This is a genomic window from Vibrio sp. 10N.247.310.23, assembly GCF_041467155.1.
Taxonomy (GTDB): domain Bacteria; phylum Pseudomonadota; class Gammaproteobacteria; order Enterobacterales; family Vibrionaceae; genus Vibrio; species Vibrio crassostreae_C.
The window spans coordinates 13,471-32,159 of record NZ_JBFSTZ010000020.1; the positions used below are offsets into that span (position 1 = coordinate 13,471).

The following is an 18,689-nucleotide window of genomic DNA, read 5'->3' on the forward strand; positions in this document are numbered from 1 at the left end:
AAAAGCTAATGGAAATAAGCTATGAAGCGTCCTTAAAAGCTCTGTGTTCGATGAACTGAGCCGACAGTGTTACGACTTCTTTGGAGTAGACGAGCGCCGTGTGGTTGAGTTTGAGGGCGTAAGTATCCGTTGCTCCTCTCAGGTTGGCGTCTTCGAGTGTGACTGTGCCATCGCCCGGGTTTCTTCCCAGAACAATACGTCCGACTCCGGCGTCGTAGGTACCTGTAATCACGCCAATCGGCACATCAATATCGTAGTCACCCAGGCCATCGCTTAAGATCATTTTGCTCGAACCAAATATAAAACCAAGCCCATGATTCGACAGTGTTTTGGCGATAGTTGCCCCATTGTGCGGCGTCCCTGCGGTAATAATGCAGGTGTCGGCAAAATTGGGCTGATAAAACTTAAAGTAGTGACGAATGAGTAAGCCACCGAGTGAGTGACCAAAAAAATAGACCTCATCGTACTCATTAAAGCGAGCATTTACGAAGCGATTGAGGCGTTTGGCTGCAGAAGGGAAACGCAGCGAGTTGTAGGCAAACTTGTGCGTTGTAAAGCCGCGTTTTTTGAAGTTTCTATCCAGATACTGCATGATCAACGCAGGCATATATAGACCATGAATTAAAACTATATGTTTGTTTTTATTATTCATTTTTGTCCTCCGTCTGATGGTGTTTTCAGTATATGGAGTCGCAATTCTAAACTCAACAAAACTTGCTGTGAATGGGGCACAAAAGACAGAGGTGTACGTTATAAACAGTGCGTTCGTCATAGAGAAAAGGTGGGTTAGTCAGATCTCACTCCACCATACACATCTATGGTTAATCCGCCTTGTTTGGCGTAAGTATTGGGTGTTAGACTTTTTACCTTATTGAAGCTTCTCTCTAATGTCCTTTATCGCCAAGTTTTGCAATCCATGTCGAACTAAGCTCTTTTAATATCTTACGAATCAGTTCGCTGTGTCTATCTGTTTGACTTGCCGATATCTAAGGCACCAGTAGATCTTATGATTCTGAATTTTCAGTTTTGGTTAGCTCAGTATCACCTGCTTCACTTTTTGCTTCCGGTTCAACCAAAACTTTGATTACGCCTTTTTGTAGGATCAGGTTATTAGGGTAGGTGATAATGTTGCCCGAACTGTGTCGAAGAATAACATGGAACATGGTGATATCGATGATCACACCGCTGATGTCTTCGTCTTTCTCCGCGACTCTTACTCTGTCGCCAATGCGATAAGGGAAGACGAAAAATATTAGTACGCTGGCTGTGAGGTTACTTAGAATCGACCATTGCGCGAATAAAGCGACACCCAGCACCGCAAATATCGAAGACAAGAACAGAGAAATATCACCAAAACCCAAGTTAAGAACAATCGTAAACACAGCGATGAAGAGTAGAAACAGAACAATATTGAAACACTTAATCACGAACTGCTTTCGCTTCAATTCGACACGCTTATTTTCCGCTAATGTTTCTATCCAGTTCTTACCTAAGCGTTTGATCACCCAATACACAGTGATAAGAAGTAAACCTAAAACTACTTGTCTAAGCCACATATTGGATTGCAAAAACTCAACCATTAAATAAACCTCAATTTTTTCAAAATAACGACCTCTGCCGCTATGACCACGAGCAGCCCAACGCAAAATAGTGGAAATGCTATCGGGTTATCTGTTCCGGGTATCCCAGCGATATTGACACCCAGTAAACCGGTGAAAAACCCAGCAGGGAGGAAAATACCTGCAATGATAGAAAATAGGTACGTATTTCTATTCATTTTTTCAGCTTGTTGCTGACTTAGGCTCGCTAAAAATACATTAATTTGTTCGATGTAAAACTCAACAGACTCGTTAATTCTCAGGATGGTATCAAGGCTGTTCTTTATATGACTGTTGTGCTTACTCAATGGCGCAGGTAGGTCACTCATTAAATCTTCAAAAACGTATTTCTGTGGCTTCAAATAACGCCTTAGTCTGAGTAGCCTTGAATGTAGAGCGTTAATGGATCTTATGTCGATATTGGATGTAGATTCTAACTCGTCAATTAATAGTTCGACGGGTGCTAGGAAGGTTGAAATGCTGTGGTTGATTCCACGGATCATGCCCAACAACACATCAGGTAATGATGTAGGGCCTTGGTTTTGTTTGAGATCAGATATCAGATTACTGACCGCTTTTGAAGGAACTTTACGTGTCGATATTAAAGTGCCTTTGTACCATAAGATGCGTAGGCTAAGCATGTCGTCAGGGTTAGCACCTTCGTTTAGATTAATGCCTCGCAGAATCATCAAAAAACAGTCGTGGCCAAATTGTTCGAACCGAGGGCGGGTGTCATCGGTGAGTAATGAATCGATGATGGCATTTGGAACCGTATTACTGTGGAGCCATTCTCTCAAACCGTCAGCATCTCTTTGGCAGTGATACCAAGTTGATTGCTCGAATGAGGCTGGGCTGGTGGTGTGTTCATGTGCCACCCCCTCAGAAAATTGCCAGCTTGAAATTATGAAAGCGTCCATTCATTTGTCCTTAATGATATGACGTAAACATTGATATTATGCGCCATTCAGGCGCGGTATTGAACTGAGCTTAATCGTGGTAAGTTCAATGAGCGATGTGAGTGAGATGAAGTCTAATAAGACATGTTGGTCTTTGGAGTACGACGGACTCTTCCATTATTGTCTCTATTAAATGTAGCTCATTGTTTCGTCGTTATAAATTAGCACTCTGGCTCCATGTTAGCGACGAAAAAAAGAAAAGACCGAGGTCTTTTCTTTTTAGGGGAGGTTGCGGAGAGCTTGCTCAGGCAACTCGAGTTTTCCGATGGTTTACATAAGCAAAAGCACTAGCGACAAGAAGCAAAAATGTCTTGGTTCTCTCGGTATTCTTTGGTTTGCACGTCCATTAGGCCAAGCAAGGAGTCGAACAGGTTATCGTGAGAAAAGCTCTGCTCTTTCCCCGCCTTTCTTAAGCAGGTTTGGTTTATCCCTTTCTGCTCGGCGAAACCATCAGACATCCACATTATCATAGGCACATGGGTTTGCTCTTTCGGTGCCAATGAATAAGGCATGCCGTGTAAGTAGACGCCATTTTCTCCCAATGATTCTCCGTGATCGGAAATGTACATCAGCGCAACATTGTACTTATCGGTGAGTTTCTCTAGCTTCTGAATAGCCTGTGATAGAAAGAAATCTGTGTACAAGATGGTGTTGTCGTAGGTGTTGACCACTTGCTCTTTGGTGCAGTTTTCGATATCAGAACGTGGGCAGTCTGGCACAAACTTCTTATGATCTTCTGGGTATCGCTCAAAGTAAGTTGGGCCGTGAGATCCGGAGATATGATAGAAAATGATGCTATCTTGTTTAAGAACTTGAGTATCTTGTTCGAAGTTCTCTAGCATGGCTGTGTCATAGCACACATCTTTATTACACAGCGGGTCGCTGTCTTTGGCGACGAGAGTCATCTCTTTGATTCGATGTGCGACCGCCTTGTCTCCACCATCGTGCTCTCGCCAGATAGAGTGAATGCCCGCGCGGTTCATAATGTCGACTACGTTATCTTGGTTGTAGGCTTTGTCGCGATCGTAGTTGCTTCGGTTCATGTTAGAAAACATACACGGCACAGAAACCGCAGTGGCTGTTCCGCATGACTGAACATCAGAGAAAAAGATCGGATTATAGGGTTTGGTATGAGCATTGGTTTCTTTCTCATAGCCATAATATTGGTAGTTATATACACGTGCTGTTTCACCAAGAACAAACACCAATAAGGTCGGTTTGGTTGCCGCTTTTGCTTGTGGCTTGAGTTGAGCATCTAATCCCAATTCTTGATAGGGGATGGGCTGTTTGATGTAGGTGTTATTGATGTATTTGACTGTTGAAGCTACGTATTCGGTCGGAATGATCATCTTTTTAAGATGAGAGTTATTACGACCAATCGACACATAATCTTTGTAAAACAACCCGGCAATGATGGCAATGACGATCAACGAAGACAGCAGCCCTATCGACTTCCAAATCGCAAAATCTCTCCAAGATTCTCTTTCAAGATCCGTAAATAAAAGCAGCAGTGACGGGACTCCTCCCATCAGAACAAACCATAAAATAGAATAGCTGCTTAGGTAGCTAGCGGCTTCTCCGCTGTTGGTTTCGAAGACGTTTTCTATCATTCCATAGTCTACGAAAATGCCGTAGTTGAACATGCTGTAGCTGACTAAAGAGGAAGTAAGTAGTAACAAGATAAAAAAAGCTTTGGCGAATATCGGCCAGTTGAATACTTGAAAGATAAAGTTGAATGCGGCGAGAAAGAAAAATGGGATCGAGATGATAAACCCAATGCTTTCGGCTTGTGAGGCACTAAGAATATTGAACAGTTCGCGTGAGATAGGCAAGTTAATGACAAGCAGGTAATACACTGCCAAAACGAAAGGGAGTTTGTTTATCGACATGTTTAAGCGTGGTAGATTCATAGGTCTTGTCTTCCTGTGTCACTTATCCCTTTATTTTAGTCTCGCTACCAAGAAAGCTCTAATATCAACGCATAAAGCTCAATCAGTGATGGTGAGCGATAAACTGGCTAAAGTGAAATGACGCTAAGGTGTGTAGATACAAAAAATTTACTTTACTGAGTGACCTTCATGACAAGGTGGAACAGCAAAGTGAATTAGTATGTTCAGCTTATTCTATGTGGTTCAATCACATTAGAAGTTGTATGAACCACCGAAGCTAATGCTTTTGAAGGCAAGCGTGTGGTCACCAGCTGATATTTGAGAGTTACCAAATTGGACTGTGTCGTCTACGCTCACTGCATCCGCTTGCGAGATTAAGCGTAGCGTTAGGTGTTCGATTGGCGTGTATTCAACACCTACACCAAAGTGGAAACCCGTACCGCTGTCATCAGCGTAACCAGCACTCTTATTTGCGTTTAGGTCAACAGAGCTTAAACCAGCCAATACGAATGGGCGGATTGTGTTGTCGAATGTGTAACCAAGATTTGCTGACAAAGAAACAGACGTCGGAGACAGCTTTTCAGCGCTATTTTTGTAGTTTGCGTAATCTGTGTAGCCAAGTTCAACACCTACGATACGGTTGAATTGGTAGCCGCCGTATAGGTTGTAGCCCATGCCATCTGAATCTAAGCTACCGTGACCGTCTGTGTCAGAATCTTGGTAGACACTAAGTCCGCCACCAATGTACGCACCGCCGTCAGTACCTGCTGCTAAAGCTGGAAGAGAAACTGCGCTGATTAAACCCAGTGCTAATGCTGATTTCGTTATCTTGTTCATCTTTGTTACTCACTCTTAAATGTCATGCCAGTATCAATAATTTTTATTTTGCGACCTTTCGACCGTTGGTGAGTATTATTCCGTAGTCTTGTATGTATTACTGTATGGCTTTGTAAGCTGAATCGTTACATAGTAGAAAAAATACACATCAGGTTGCTTAGTGAGTCAGGCTGTTTAAAACAAGGAATAAACATGCTAACGAAACAAAACACAGGTTTGGTGGTTGTGGACGTACAAGGCAAGCTTGCACGCCTTGTTGATGAGAATGAGACACTTATTTCTAACTGTGGAAAGTTGATTAAGGGCGCACAGGTTTTGGGTCTGCCAATTATTCGTTTGGAGCAGAATCCAGAGAAGCTAGGTGCGACGGTTGATGAACTCAATGAGCTTTTGAGTGATGTTAAACCAATACCTAAATTCACGTTTAACGCGTGTGATGAGCCCAAGTTTGTTGAGGCGGTTCAAGCCAAGGATGTAGAGACTTGGTTAGTGTGTGGTATTGAGGCTCATATTTGTGTTTATCAAACCGCAATGGGGTTGTTGGAACTTGGGTACAAGGTTCAGGTAGTTGGCGACTGTGTTAGCTCACGAACGGCACTCAACAAAGATCTGGCAATCCGTCGACTAATGGATGCTGGTATCCAAATCACAGGATTAGAAATGAGCTTATACGAGCTTGTGAAAGACTGCCGCGCGCGTGAATTTAAGCTCATTCTATCCTTGATTCGTTAATCACCGAGAGGCTGTCTATCGCCACCGCCTCGGTAAGAATCGAGCGCAACTTTCAAGCGACGCAGTTTGTCGCGCGAGCGGTTCTTGTGATTGACTGCGATTCCCATAGAAAGCACATCCACTAACGCCAACATAGCGTAGCGAGAAGCCGACGGCTTGTAGATGAAGTCGGTTTCCATATGCTTGATGGGTAACAAGATATCGGCAATTTTTGCTAGCGGTGTATCTTGTGGGGTAATCGCAATGATCTTAAGTCCGTACTGCTTAGCCAGCTCTGCCGTTTCTGTGATCACTGGTGTAAAGCCAGTCGCAGAGATCATCACCATTACGTCATTAGCATCTGCCGTGGCAGCAACCATACGTGACATCAAGCCATCGTTGTACGACACCACTGGGTAGCCTAAACGAAACAGTCGATGTTGCAGCTCTTGAGAAGCAATGGTTGAACCACCACCCATACCAATAGCAATGATCTGTCTGGCGTTATGCAGCCAGCTGACTGCGGTTTCAACGTCTTGCTCTTTGAACAAGGTGCGGTTGATGTCTAGGCTTTGCTTGATCGATTCGTAGATACCTTGATAACCCGTTTGGTCAACCGGTTCGAGGATAAAGCGCTGGCCAACGGTTAGCGTCTGAGCCAACTTAATCTTCATATCACGTACGTTGCTGCAACCGATCGCTTTAGCAAAACGTGTAATGGTGGCTTCACTCACTTGAGCGCTTTCAGCAAGCTCTGTGATGCTGGCATTGGCAGCAAAATCAATGTCGTCCATGATCAGCTTAGCGACTTTTTTCTCTGCATCACGAAGAGCGGGAAAACGCTCCGTTATCTGTGAAATGATATCTACTTCTAAACTCAAGAATCCTGATCCTTTGTTGATGGGGCTAATCGTTATTACCTAGTTATTAAGAATCTAGCTCGTAAGAAGCAAGCTCTTTAGCTTTTTATGAGCACTAATCCATTAAAAACTAAGCCTTAGCCCCGTTAGTATATCTTATTGCTTCGCTGATTCTAGCTTATTGAAAAATCGAACTAGAAGCAGGTTTCCACCCAGTTTGTTACCTGATGGTCGTCATCGCTGATGGCAATGTAGCGCCACTTATCGAAGGTTAAACACGGGTGTGAGGTTGAGAATGCAATCATGTCGCCCACTTCAATTTCAGAAGAGCCGTCCGTTTCAACAAAGGTATGCTGATCCATCACGGCGGTCGCAGTCAGCCCTTTCACAGAGATAGCTTCGCCATTGCGATAGCCGCGTTCGGCAATAGGTAACCCCGCATCAAAGGCCACATCACGCTTGCCTAGCCCAACAACTAGTTTGGTCGGCTCTGGGCGAGAGATTACATACGCCCATACCTCAAGTGCCGATTCGAGATCTCCACCCAATTCGCACGCGTAACCTTGGTTTACTTGAGCACGCTGCAACACCTTGCTTTGAGCGTCTAGGTAGATACCTGTGTCGTGAATCGCGTAACAGCCCGGGCGGATGATCGCCAAGTAATCGGTTAGGTTCGCTAAACATTCTGCAACCACGTCATACCAAGCCGAACCTGCACCAGTGATGATAGGTTGCCCTGCAATTAGGCCATCTGATGCGAGGCTTTCGACCGAGGTCAGCGCTTGGTTTAAGAAGGTACGAATGTCTTGCTCGGCATTGTCGCCATGAATCACGCCCTCATACACCTCAATACCCGCTAGCGAAAGTGCAGGCGTATCTTGAATGGTTTGAGCCAGTTCTAAAACTTCTTGAGGTGAACGACAACCACAACGGCCACCCGGAACACCAAACTCGATTAGAGCTTTTAGCGTCTGCTTTTTGTTGGCGAAGTATTGGTTGAGTTGCTGCACGTTTACCGATGAATCCACACAGCAATAGAAATCAACGTCGAACTCACTAATAAGCTGTTCGATGATCGCCATGTTGGTTTTACCTACCAATTGGTTAGCCATGATGATTCTTTTTGCGCCTGCCATTGCTGCAATTTCTGCTTGTGCAGGTGTCGCAACGGTAATTCCCCAAGCGCCATTTTCTAGCTGTTGACGGAAGAAATCAGGCGTCATCGATGTTTTGCCATGTGGCGACAATTTAACCTGATGATGATCGGCGAATGATTGCATCCAATTCAGGTTATTGGTCAACGCTGATTGTTTGATAATTGCTACCGGAAGCGAAATGTCTTCATCAACCAGTCGATAAACACCGTTCTCAGATTGTGATACTGCTCTCCCTTTTTGGCCTTTTTCAGTCAAGATGAAACTATCTTTTTGATACTTTATAACATCTTTTTGTGCAGGGTTATGTTTCATTGCTGATTCCTAACATGATTTAAGTGGTTGTTATTTAATGTTTAAATATATCTATAATGTGTTTTGTGATAGAAACTATCACACAAATTAAAATATTATGTGTGTTTTGTCACTGAAAATAATCGGCTGGATTTCTAATATAGCTCCATCAACACAGTGGATTGAGAGAGTGAAAAATGTTGTTCGATACGATAATCAAAAATGTAGAGGTGTTTGACGGCACCGGCGAACAATCGTTTTGTGCCGATGTAGCAATCCTTGATGGAAAAATCGCCGAAATTGGTCAAATCGATCACGAAGATTGTGGCCAGTTGGTTGAGGGAGCAGGCTTAGCATTGGCTCCTGGATTTATCGATGTACATACACATGACGATACCAACGTAATTCGTTACCCAGACTGCCTACCTAAGGTCAGCCAAGGTGTGACAACCGTGATTGTTGGCAACTGTGGCATCAGCGCATCGCCAACGGTTTTGGCTGGCGATCCACCTGACCCAATGAATCTTTTAGGTGCGAAGGCTGATTTTAAATACCCAACTTTTGCGGCGTATGCACAAGCGGTAGAGCAAGCGCAACCAGCGGTGAACGTAGCAGCGTTAGTTGGCCACACCACACTGCGTAACCAAGTGATGGACGACCTACAACGCACCGCAAGCGAAGAAGAAATTGCAGCAATGCAAAGCAACCTTGATTTAGCAATGGAGCAGGGCGCATTAGGCTTGAGTTCTGGTTTGGCTTACGCAAGTGCGAAGCAAGCCAATGCGAATGAGGTGATGCAGTTAGCGAAAGTGCTGTCTAGTCATGGCGGTATCTATACCACGCATATGCGTACTGAATTCGAAGAGATCTTAAGCGCGATGGAAGAAGCGTTTGAGACCGGGCAATACGCGAAAGTACCCGTTGTTATCTCTCACCTTAAATGTGCAGGTGCAGGCAACTGGGGCAGAACTGTTGAAGTGCTTGATTTGATGGACAAGGTTTCAGAGCACCAAGATGTGTCTTGCGACTGCTATCCATACTCAGCGAGCTCTTCGACATTAGATCTGAAACAGGTGACAGACGATTTCGACATCTTCATCACTTGGTCTAAAGCAAAGCCTGAACATGCAGGCAAAACGCTTAAGCAGATTGCTGATGAGATGAACCTACCACTGATGGACGCAGCAAAAGCGCTTCAACCAGCCGGTGCGGTTTACCACTGCATGGATGAGAACGACGTAAAGCGCGTATTGAAATACAAGCTGACCATGGTTGGTTCTGATGGTTTACCAAATGACCCGCATCCACATCCAAGATTGTGGGGCACTTTCCCGAAAGTCTTAGGCCACTACTGCCGAGATGAAAAACTGTTTGCGCTGCCAGAAGCGATTCACAAAATGACCGGAATGTCTGCGAAGCGCTACAACCTCGCGGGAAGAGGTGAGATTCGCCAAGACGCATTTGCCGATTTAGTTTTATTTGATCCAAAGAATATTAAAGACACAGCAACATTTGAAAACCCTATTTCAGTTGCTGAGGGAATCGAAAGTGTATTTGTAAATGGTGAGTTAACTTACCAAAAAGGAAAAGTAAAAAATAATCGTTCAGGCGTTTTTATTTACCGTAATTAGAATTTAATTATTTTATTAAATATACAGTAATAAGAAAACGACGAATTAATTTAAATATATTGGAACAGAACCAATATTATCTATAAAGAAGTGGAGTTAAAAAATGACTATTAAACGTTACGGTGTTGAAGGCGGTACAGGTACAGGCGGACAACATTTACCATTTGCACGCGCAACTGAAGCGGGTGGTTTCCTATACGTTTCTGGCCAGACACCGATGACAGATGGTGAAGTGGTAGAGGGTGGCATTGTTGACCAGTCTCGCCTAGCGATCCAAAACTGTGTCGATATCATGACTGAAGCGGGCTACGGCCTAGAAGACGTAATGCACGTAAAGGTTGTGCTAACGGATTCTCGTTACTTCCAATCTTTTAATAAGGTATTCAAAGAGTTCTTCGGTGCTAACCCACCGGCTCGTATCTGCATGGTCTGTGACCTAGTGGTAGACGTGAAGGTTGAAGTAGATGTGACTTGCTACCGCGCGGATCGCGTTTAGTAATAACCTAATCACAATTACCTACTTAGAGAGTATTAGGGGTTAGTCATCCCTGTTATTATCCTTTAATACTCTCACCCTACATTTATAAAAATTACTTTAATTAAAATAGATAAAATCAATAAAGTAATTATATGAAATATAAAAATGAATGAATCATAAATAAAGTTCAAGAATGAACTCAATATTTCACTGAGAGGTGTCAAATGAACAGCACACTTTTTCTTACAGGCTTCGGCGTGTACGTATGTTTTCTAATTTGGTTAGGCTGGTTTGTCTCGCGTAATCAAAAATCTGGCGAAGATTTCTTATTAGGCGGCCGTGGCCTGCCATTATTCTTAGTACTTGGTACAACGGTTGCGACTATGGTCGGCACGGGTTCAAGTATGGGCGCGGTTGGCTTCGGCTACGCAAATGGCTGGGCAGGTGCTCTGTACGGAATTGGCGGTGCTGTGGGCATCCTATTGCTTGCACTTTGGTTTGCTCCGGTTCGTAAACTGAACTTCATGACCATGAGTGAAGAGCTGGCTTATTACGTTGGCGCTAACCGAATCGTAAAAAACGTGGTTGGCCTACTTATCTTTATCGCGTCAATCGGTTGGTTAGGTGCGCACATTCTAGGTGGCGGCATGTACCTAGCGTGGATTGCAGACATCGACCTTAACCTTGCGAAAATTATTATTGCTGCAGCTTTCACTATCTACGTTGTTATCGGTGGTTACACAGCAGTTGTATGGACCGATACGATTCAAGCAATCATCCTTTTTGCTGGCTTCATCCTAATGGCGGTAATGTCTGTTGATCACATTGGTGGCATGGATAACCTTTACGCTGCGATGGACCCTGCTGCTACAAGCTTTTTAGCAATCGATAAACTGGGCATTCTGCCTGCTGTTTCTCTGGCTGTGGTTATCGGTGTGGGCGTACTTGCAACACCTTCATTCCGTCAGCGTATCTACTCTGGTAAAGATGTTTCAACTATCCGTCGCTCATTTGTCGCTTCTGGTGTGTTGTACCTTTTCTTCTCTATTATTCCAGCAATCATTGGTATGGCTGCGCACGCAATCGACCCATCATTGGATAACCCGAACTACTCGTTCCCATACGTAGCTGCAACGGTTCTTCCAGTTGGCGTAGGCATGATTGTTCTTATCGCAGGTCTATCTGCAACCATGTCGAGTGCAAGCTCAGATGCGATTGCCGGTGTATCTATCCTACTGCGTGACGTGTACGTGATGTTCACAGGCCGCGTACCAAACAAAGAATCAATGTTGAACTACTCTCGTCTAGCTTTGGTTGTGGTGATTGGCTTCGCACTACTGTTCGCACTGACGTCAAACGACATCATTGGCTACATCACTAAGATGATTTCAACGGTTATGTCGGGCATGTTTGTGTGCGGTATGTTGGGTAAATTCTGGAAACGCTACAACTGGCAAGGTGCGCTTGCAACACTAGCGGGTGCTTCTGTAGCTTCATTCGTAGTAATGTTAAACGCTGACTACACAGCCTTCTGGGGCAACCCAGTTATCCCATCATGTCTGTTTGCTCTAACGGCAGGTGTGGTTGTGAGCCTAGTGACTCCGGCTAACCAAGTAACACCTGAAATGGCAAAAGCGATTCTTGATGACGAGCGTGCTCTGATGGAGATGGAAATGTCTGAGACTGGCGTACTTGAAGAAGAAGCGGCACCTCAACGTCCTGCAAATCAAACAAGCTAAACCTAGTCTCCACAACTGGTTTGCTTAATTCAGGCCCTGCTTAACGGTAGGGCCTTTTCTAAAGTCAATTATCTCTATTTTTAGGAGCGGCTATGTCGGCATCTTCTCTGTTCAATATTGCTTTCTTCGGCGAATGTATGGTCGAAATCAGCGGCTCTCCATTAACCAAAAAGTTTGGCGGTGACACACTTAATACCGCACTTTACCTTTCTCGCTTAACTCAACATCAAAACCTCTCTGTGCACTATGCGACAGGGCTTGGCAGTGATGAGCTGTCTCAAAATATGATTGATAGCTGGCAACTAGAAGGCATTCAAACCAATTTCGTCGAACGCATTGCGAACAAGCTTCCTGGACTCTACATGGTTGAAACCGACGAGACAGGCGAGCGACACTTTCATTACTGGCGCAACGACGCGGCAGTCAAATCTTACTTTCAAGCTAGTGATCTGAATAAGCTTGAAATCGCCCTGACCGAGAAACAAGTCGATGCGGTTTACATCAGCGGTATCAGTATCGCGATTTTAGATGACGCCTCACGTGAACGTCTGTTGAAAGCCATTGGTGTGTTCTCAAATCAAGGCGGAAAGCTGATTTTTGATAACAACTATCGCCCGCAACTTTGGACGACTGAACAAGCTCAGCATTGGTACGCCAAGTTACTACCATTGGTCGACATTGCACTGATTACCGAAGACGACGACCTGCTGGTTTGGGGCAATGGCGAGAGCGTTCAACAACGCTGCCTTCGCTTAGGCTGCCAAGAGATCGTCATCAAACGTGGCTGTGAGCCATGCAAGATTGTTCAAGTTGAACAAGGCGATGTTGTTGAGAGTTATGTATCCGCGACTCGTGTTTCTAACGTGGTCGACACCTGCGCAGCAGGTGACTCCTTCGCTGCGGGTTATCTGGCGGCGCGTCTTACAGGTGAGAGCACCAATGATGCAGCTGAACTGGGTCACCAACTGGCTTCTACCGTTATTCAATACTCAGGCGCGATCATCCCGGTAAGCGCTATGAATCACTTAATTAAAAAATAGAAAAACAAAGCGAATTTATTATGTCTCAAGAAATGATCAACACACTTAAGCAGTTCAAAGTTATCCCTGTTATTCAAATCAACAAGGTGGAACATGCGATTCCACTAGCAAAAGTGTTAGTAGAAAACGGCCTGCCAGTCGCAGAAGTGACGTTCCGTACCGAAGCGGCAGCGGATTCGATTCGTGCGATGCGTGATGCCTACCCAGAGATGTGTATCGGTGCTGGTACAGTATTAACGCCAGCGCAGATCGACCTTGCGAAAGAGGCGGGCAGCGAATTCATCGTAGCACCGGGCCTGAATCCAAACACCGTAAAACGCTGCCAAGAGATCGGCATGCCAATCGTTCCGGGCGTAAACAACCCAAGCCAAGTAGAGCAAGCGCTAGAGCTTGGTCTTAACTTCTTGAAGTTCTTCCCTGCAGAAGCGTCTGGCGGCATCAACATGGTGAAATCTTTACTCGCACCTTACGTTGATGTGTCGCTAATGCCTACTGGTGGTATCGGCAAACACAACGTTAATGACTATCTAGCTGTGGATCGCGTGGTGTGCTGTGGCGGTACTTGGATGGTATCTCCGAAGATGATCGAGAACGAACAGTGGGACGAGATCGCGGAGTTAGTCCGAGAAGCGGTCGCTCTTGTGAACTAACGAGAAGCGTTTGGAATAAAGATAAGTGTTTTAAATAAAGATAAACAACAGCAGTGGTTGATGGTTCTGTTTTGTGAATTGCCTCCGATAAACAAAACAGAACGCCCGTTATATAGGAAAACTAATAATGAAAAAAACTATATTGTCTCTATTGATTTCAAGTTCAGTAGTGTCCCCAATGGCGTTAGCAATGGCTCCGAATACCGATCTAAATTTAATGCCGTATCCACAAACAGTCGAGCTGCAAGCTGGGCAAGTTAAGGTCGACGGTAACTTCAAGGTTTACATCAAAGGCTTTAACTCTGATCGCGTTGAATACACCGCGAAACGCTTTATCGATCGCCTAGAGCGCCAAACTGGCGTGCCGATTCTAAACTGGCAGGTTGATAGCGCAGACGAAGCGAACCTGATCATTGATATCGACGCGGCGCCAAAGTCTGAAGTACAGAACATCGACTCTGTAGAGTCTTACAAAATTACGACTCAGGGTGAGCAAATCACGCTGAGCGCACCAAGCCCATATGGCGCTATTCACGGCATCGAAACCCTTTTACAGCTCGTTGAAACCACAGCAACTGGCTACCATATTCCTGCCGTAACCATTGTTGATGAGCCCCGCTTTCGTTGGCGTGGAGTCTCTTACGATACCTCGCGTCACTTCATTGAATTTGATGTGTTGATTCGTCAGCTAGATGCGATGGCTTCTGCGAAAATGAACGTGTTCCATTGGCACTTCTGGGACGATCAAGGTATCCGCATTCAAACGGAATCTTGGCCACGTTTGTGGTCTGAAACCGCTGATGGTAACTACTACACCAAAGACCAAGTCCGTTACTTAGTGGAATACGCTCGTAATCTTGGTATTCGTGTTATTGCAGAGGTGTCTCTTCCGGGTCACTCTTCTGCTGTGGCGCACGCTTACCCACGCTTGATGTCGGGTGGTGAAGGTCAAAGCTACGAACAAGAACGTGGCTGGGGTGTATTTGAGCCATTGATGGACCCACTTAACCCAGAGCTCTATGAAATGCTGGGCGACGTGTTTGATGAAGTGACAGAACTGTTCCCAGACGAGTACTTCCACATTGGTGGCGATGAGCCGAACTATGCGCAATGGAAAAACAGCGAAAAGCACCAAGAGTTCATTGAAGAGAATAATATCGATGGTGAGCGCGGCTTACAGTCTTACCTCAACGTAAAAGTTGAAAAGATGCTCGAAGAGCGTGGCAAGAAGATGACGGGTTGGGATGAGATTTGGCATAAAGATCTGCCAACTTCTATCGTGATTCAAAGCTGGCAAGGACACGACAGTATCGGTCGTGCGGCGAAAGAGGGCTACCCAGGTATTCTGTCTACGGGTTACTACCTAGACCAACCTCAGCCAACCAGTTACCACTATCGCAATGATCCAATGCCAAGTGGCATCACGGTTGACGATAAGCTGCACAGTGGTGAGAAGTTTGTGACTTACCAATGGCAAAAGCCTCGCTCTAAAGGCAGCCCACGTAAGGGAACCCTGACTATCATTGAAGCGCAAGACGGTACTTTCCGCGCGTTCAGTGATTACAACGGTAAGTCTCGTGAAGAGATCTACATCCTTGATTATGTGCCGGGTAAAACCTTTGTCGGCCACTTCGATAACTTCATGTCGTATACCGAATTCAACCTGAACTTGAATCCAAATGGGTTTGCGGAAGGCAGCTATCAGTTAATTGGTAACGTGCGCTGGCCAACCACAGGCGAAGTGATTGCGAGCAGCGATGTAGAAGGCAGCGTGATCCCTGAGCCAAACGGAGGCTACCCCGCGGAGCTAACCGACAAAGAAAAAGAGCTGATTTTAGGCGGCGAGATCACCATGTGGCTAGAAAACAAAGACAGCCTCACGGTCGAAAACTACCTATGGCCTCGCAGTTATGCAATTGCAGAACGTTTCTGGTCGGATGCAGAACTGACAGACGAACGCAGTATGTATAAGCGCATGAAAGCAATGGATACATGGTCGGAAGTATCGGTAGGGCTACGTCATCACGCAGATGCTGATATGTTGTTGAAGCGCATTGCCAAAGGCCAAGATATTCACGACCTGCGCGTGCTAGCGAAATACACCGAGCCGGCTCAATACTATGCTCGCAACTGGGAAAAGTGGAACTCCACTGAACCTAAGGGCACCTTGTACAGCCAATACGAGCGCCTAAATCGCTTCGTGGATGCTTTGCCAGTAGAAAGCTACGCGGTGTATGAGATGCAAGACTTGGTCAATGAAGTGGCGACAGGCAATCAGCAGGCGCTAGAGCAACTTGCAGAGCATTATCAGCAAGCAAAATCAGCTGCACTAGCGGCGGAAACTGTCTTCGCTGGTAACGTGTCTTCGGTAGAGACTGTGGTGGTTGCAGAGAAAACCGTTGAAGTTGCAGATTTAGCATTAACTTTGATTGCTAAAGCGCAAGCTGGCGAGAAGGTAAGAGAAGCTGACGTGAATGCCTACCAAGCGATACTGTCTGATTCAGCGAAAATCTACGATGAATCGATCATCGCGATTGTGCGCCCAACAGAACTGTTGTTGAAGCAGTTAGCTGAGTAAGTCGTTAACGGATTAGTGAATAAGTCACACGCCAATAAGTGAATCAAAATCGCCCTCTGTGGGCGGTTTTTTAGTTCTAGCGCTTCAATAGAATGTGGAGTTCAAGGTCTGTGTAAGTAACTACTCACTATCGCTATTGTTTAGTGTTAACGTAAATGTCATGCCTTGGTCTGAATTGTTCTTCGCTATTAATGTGCCTTGCATATCGCGCACGTTGTTCGCTGTGATAGCCAACCCGAGCCCCAAGCCTTCGCCCATCTTTTTGTTGGTATGAAATGGTTCGAAAATGGTTTCGAGTTGATCTTCAGACACACCACAACCGTTATCTTGAACCTTGATGATCACGCGTTGTTGCTCGGTATGAGCGCTGATCACAATGGTTGCTGGTTTCTGATTCTGCGTGGCATCGACAGCGTTTCTAAGCAGGTTACCAAGCACTTGACGAAGTCGCGCCTCTTCTCCCATTACCATCGAAATATTGGAAGCGACACGCACGCGAATATCGACGTTTTCCAGTTCGGCTTGATGAATTCGCAAGGTTTCTTGCAGTGCGTCTGTTAGGGAAACAGGATAAGGTTTCTCAAGCCTTTGAAAGGCGAATGACTTCAGCTGGCTAGTCATGTTAGCCATTCGGTCGATTAGGCTCATCACCAGATCCATGTTCGCTTTCAGCATCTTAGTCTCGCCTCTTTCCATCAGCAACTGGTTACTCGAAAGTAGGGTTTTTAGGCCAGTAAGCGGCTGATTGAGTTCATGAGTAATCGCACTCGACATCCGCCCTAGTGCAGCCAGTTTGCTAGATTCGACAAGTTCTTGCTGCGCATCTTTTAGATCTTGAGTTCGCTCTTCGACCCGCAGTTGTAGCGTTTTATTGGCGTTTTGCACCGCAATTTCGGCTTTCTTACGTTTGCTGATATCGATTACGGTACACAGGTAGTAAGTCGTCGCATGCCAAGGAAAGGCGCTAATAGAGAATAAAACAGGGAAGTAGCTGCCATCGCTGCGTCTTGCCATGGTTTCGACGCTAGTTATCTCGGCCAGCTCTTGATGCTGCTCTAAGTTTTTGAGCAGTTGCAAGGTGGTTGAATTCGGGTTACCTGCCTCAAATAACTGCCACGCCTTGATGTTATTGATCATTGAATCAGATAGTGAAAAGTAGTTCTTCGCCATCAGGTTGATATCGTGAATGCGTCCGTGTTTATCGATCAGTATTAACCCAACATGGGTTTTATTGATCATCCCAGACAGTCGTTTCTCAGACTCTTCGATAAGCTTTTGGATTCTCAGATTGCTGAGCTTTTTCTGGCGTCTTTGGTAAAGAATAACCAACAGTAACAGAATGAAAAGACAGCCAACCGCCACACTCCAGCTGATCCAGTTCGTGGTCTGGTTGAGGCTGGTTAATGGCGTTAGGTAGGTTAAACGCCAATTCAGATCGTCTAACTTGATGGACTGAATTAGGTAATCTTTATCTTGCAATCGCCACACGCGAATATGGGTTTGGTCATACAGCTCACGTTTTGTCGCTGTGGGCTGAGAATTGAAGGTGTCATTGAACCAATCGGCACTCAACCTGTTGTCACTGGAGAGAAAGAACTGATCGCGAGGGTTCTGAAACAGTATCGCCTCACCATCGGCAAACCATTGATCGGTTAACAATGACAAATCGATTTGCACCGCGACAATGCCAACCACATCAGAGGCTCGATATACGGGTGCCGCTATGAAGTAATCGGGTGTCACGCCTTTGTTTTTTGTCACCACTGAAATCGCACCACCTTGTTGGTGGATCTTCGAAACAATTGTACTGGCGTTCTTATTGCTCAGTTTGCTTCTTTCAACACTCGATACCAACAAGTCCCCTTCGCCAGAAAGCAGATACCAGCCCTTGGTGTTGGCGGCTTTATCCAATTGAATCAGCTGCTTCTTAATGCGTTTTTCTAGGCGGGCTTCACCATCAATGAAGCGCACACTGGTTTCATCATTGGTTACTAGGTAGGGCAGATAATAGAAACGCTTAAGGGTTCGCCTTGCTTCGGCAATGTAGCCAAGGAAGCGCTGTTCGGCATAGCGTTGGGCTTGTTCAAGCTTCCACTGGCTGATGCCATTCTTGGTGGTGACCTGCACCAAACCAATCAATAAACAGGTACACAGGAATAACCAATATCGATTGTTATTCATCATTTCTGATCAAATCCCTTTAAAATTAGTGGCTTGCCTCTTTGAGCTAGTGGTTTGACAAGGTTTTATGTTTGCTTTTTAAGCGAATGGAGA

15 protein-coding genes and 1 pseudogene are annotated in these 18,689 nt (G+C 45.3%); 7 read left to right on the forward strand and 9 right to left on the reverse strand.

Annotated elements, in window-relative coordinates:
• Positions 1-19: 19 nt before the first annotated feature.
• The 6 genes and pseudogenes from AB6D93_RS15560 to AB6D93_RS15585 form a co-directional block, all read right to left on the reverse strand.
• On the reverse strand, positions 20-652 hold the full coding sequence (locus AB6D93_RS15560; RefSeq protein ID WP_050647609.1) for a triacylglycerol lipase: 633 nt from the start codon (positions 650-652) through the stop codon (positions 20-22).
• Positions 653-786: 134 nt separating this feature from the next.
• Positions 787-986 (reverse strand): annotated as a pseudogene (locus AB6D93_RS15565) (AraC family transcriptional regulator); the annotation flags it as partial.
• A gap of 18 nt (positions 987-1,004) precedes the next feature.
• On the reverse strand, positions 1,005-1,580 hold the full coding sequence (locus AB6D93_RS15570; protein ID WP_017070158.1) for a mechanosensitive ion channel family protein: 576 nt from the start codon (positions 1,578-1,580) through the stop codon (positions 1,005-1,007).
• Positions 1,580-2,515, reverse strand: a complete 936-nt coding sequence (locus AB6D93_RS15575) for a CorA family divalent cation transporter (RefSeq protein WP_017062015.1) — start codon at positions 2,513-2,515, stop codon at positions 1,580-1,582. Before AB6D93_RS15575 ends, AB6D93_RS15570 begins: the two co-directional genes overlap by 1 nt.
• 326 nt (positions 2,516-2,841) lie before the next feature.
• Complete coding sequence (locus AB6D93_RS15580; RefSeq protein ID WP_102333567.1) at positions 2,842-4,464, reverse strand: phosphoethanolamine transferase; 1,623 nt, start codon at positions 4,462-4,464, stop codon at positions 2,842-2,844.
• 231 nt (positions 4,465-4,695) lie between these two features.
• Positions 4,696-5,280, reverse strand: coding sequence for a porin family protein (locus AB6D93_RS15585; protein WP_102333566.1), 585 nt, complete (start codon positions 5,278-5,280; stop codon positions 4,696-4,698).
• A 192-nt stretch (positions 5,281-5,472) separates the two neighbouring features.
• Between AB6D93_RS15585 and AB6D93_RS15590 the strand changes: the two genes are divergently transcribed.
• Positions 5,473-6,012 carry a hydrolase gene (locus tag AB6D93_RS15590; protein WP_102333565.1) on the forward strand — a complete coding sequence of 180 codons (540 nt, stop codon included), beginning with the start codon at positions 5,473-5,475 and terminating at the stop codon, positions 6,010-6,012.
• On the opposite strand, the gene AB6D93_RS15595 is transcribed toward AB6D93_RS15590, so the two are convergent.
• Both AB6D93_RS15595 and AB6D93_RS15600 read right to left on the reverse strand, forming a co-directional pair.
• The gene (locus AB6D93_RS15595) at positions 6,009-6,872 is read right to left on the reverse strand and encodes a MurR/RpiR family transcriptional regulator (protein ID WP_017062019.1); all 864 of its coding nucleotides are present in this window, start codon (positions 6,870-6,872) and stop codon (positions 6,009-6,011) included. The genes AB6D93_RS15590 and AB6D93_RS15595 overlap by 4 nt on opposite strands.
• Positions 6,873-7,045: 173 nt before the next feature.
• A complete protein-coding gene (locus AB6D93_RS15600) occupies positions 7,046-8,320 on the reverse strand; it encodes an amino acid deaminase (RefSeq protein ID WP_017065164.1) in 1,275 nt (424 codons plus the stop codon).
• A 176-nt stretch (positions 8,321-8,496) separates the two neighbouring features.
• Between AB6D93_RS15600 and AB6D93_RS15605 the strand changes: the two genes are divergently transcribed.
• The 6 genes from AB6D93_RS15605 (at position 8,497) to AB6D93_RS15630 (ending at position 16,415) form a co-directional block, all read left to right on the forward strand.
• On the forward strand, positions 8,497-9,930 hold the full coding sequence (locus AB6D93_RS15605) for an amidohydrolase family protein (protein ID WP_102333564.1): 1,434 nt from the start codon (positions 8,497-8,499) through the stop codon (positions 9,928-9,930).
• A gap of 103 nt (positions 9,931-10,033) precedes the next feature.
• The gene (locus AB6D93_RS15610) at positions 10,034-10,426 is read left to right on the forward strand and encodes a RidA family protein (RefSeq protein WP_017065166.1); all 393 of its coding nucleotides are present in this window, start codon (positions 10,034-10,036) and stop codon (positions 10,424-10,426) included.
• 206 nt (positions 10,427-10,632) lie between these two features.
• Positions 10,633-12,147: a sodium:solute symporter family protein gene (locus tag AB6D93_RS15615; protein ID WP_048660497.1), complete on the forward strand. Its 1,515-nt coding sequence runs from the start codon at positions 10,633-10,635 to the stop codon at positions 12,145-12,147.
• A 92-nt stretch (positions 12,148-12,239) separates the two neighbouring features.
• A complete protein-coding gene (locus AB6D93_RS15620) occupies positions 12,240-13,187 on the forward strand; it encodes a sugar kinase (protein ID WP_102333563.1) in 948 nt (315 codons plus the stop codon).
• Positions 13,188-13,207: 20 nt separating this feature from the next.
• Positions 13,208-13,837 carry a bifunctional 4-hydroxy-2-oxoglutarate aldolase/2-dehydro-3-deoxy-phosphogluconate aldolase gene (locus AB6D93_RS15625; protein WP_017070148.1) on the forward strand — a complete coding sequence of 210 codons (630 nt, stop codon included), beginning with the start codon at positions 13,208-13,210 and terminating at the stop codon, positions 13,835-13,837.
• Positions 13,838-13,964: 127 nt separating this feature from the next.
• Positions 13,965-16,415, forward strand: coding sequence for a family 20 glycosylhydrolase (locus AB6D93_RS15630; protein ID WP_102333562.1), 2,451 nt, complete (start codon positions 13,965-13,967; stop codon positions 16,413-16,415).
• A 120-nt stretch (positions 16,416-16,535) separates the two neighbouring features.
• On the opposite strand, the gene AB6D93_RS15635 is transcribed toward AB6D93_RS15630, so the two are convergent.
• A complete protein-coding gene (locus AB6D93_RS15635) occupies positions 16,536-18,599 on the reverse strand; it encodes an ATP-binding protein (protein ID WP_017065171.1) in 2,064 nt (687 codons plus the stop codon).
• Between the last annotated feature and the right edge of the window lie 90 nt (positions 18,600-18,689).

What these genes read in the sequence shown, in the direction of transcription:
- AB6D93_RS15570 (WP_017070158.1), bottom strand. Translation starts at nt 1,580, where the DNA reads ATGGTTGAGTTTTTGCAATCCAATATGTGGCTTAGACAAGTAGTTTTA.
- AB6D93_RS15600 (WP_017065164.1), bottom strand. Translation starts at nt 8,320, where the DNA reads ATGAAACATAACCCTGCACAAAAAGATGTTATAAAGTATCAAAAAGAT.
- AB6D93_RS15585 (WP_102333566.1), bottom strand. Translation starts at nt 5,280, where the DNA reads ATGAACAAGATAACGAAATCAGCATTAGCACTGGGTTTAATCAGCGCA.
- AB6D93_RS15635 (WP_017065171.1), bottom strand. Translation starts at nt 18,599, where the DNA reads ATGATGAATAACAATCGATATTGGTTATTCCTGTGTACCTGTTTATTG.
- AB6D93_RS15590 (WP_102333565.1), top strand. Translation starts at nt 5,473, where the DNA reads ATGCTAACGAAACAAAACACAGGTTTGGTGGTTGTGGACGTACAAGGC.
- AB6D93_RS15560 (WP_050647609.1), bottom strand. Translation starts at nt 652, where the DNA reads ATGAATAATAAAAACAAACATATAGTTTTAATTCATGGTCTATATATG.
- AB6D93_RS15580 (WP_102333567.1), bottom strand. Translation starts at nt 4,464, where the DNA reads ATGAATCTACCACGCTTAAACATGTCGATAAACAAACTCCCTTTCGTT.
- AB6D93_RS15620 (WP_102333563.1), top strand. Translation starts at nt 12,240, where the DNA reads ATGTCGGCATCTTCTCTGTTCAATATTGCTTTCTTCGGCGAATGTATG.
- AB6D93_RS15605 (WP_102333564.1), top strand. Translation starts at nt 8,497, where the DNA reads ATGTTGTTCGATACGATAATCAAAAATGTAGAGGTGTTTGACGGCACC.
- AB6D93_RS15615 (WP_048660497.1), top strand. Translation starts at nt 10,633, where the DNA reads ATGAACAGCACACTTTTTCTTACAGGCTTCGGCGTGTACGTATGTTTT.
- AB6D93_RS15625 (WP_017070148.1), top strand. Translation starts at nt 13,208, where the DNA reads ATGTCTCAAGAAATGATCAACACACTTAAGCAGTTCAAAGTTATCCCT.
- AB6D93_RS15630 (WP_102333562.1), top strand. Translation starts at nt 13,965, where the DNA reads ATGAAAAAAACTATATTGTCTCTATTGATTTCAAGTTCAGTAGTGTCC.
- AB6D93_RS15575 (WP_017062015.1), bottom strand. Translation starts at nt 2,515, where the DNA reads ATGGACGCTTTCATAATTTCAAGCTGGCAATTTTCTGAGGGGGTGGCA.
- AB6D93_RS15610 (WP_017065166.1), top strand. Translation starts at nt 10,034, where the DNA reads ATGACTATTAAACGTTACGGTGTTGAAGGCGGTACAGGTACAGGCGGA.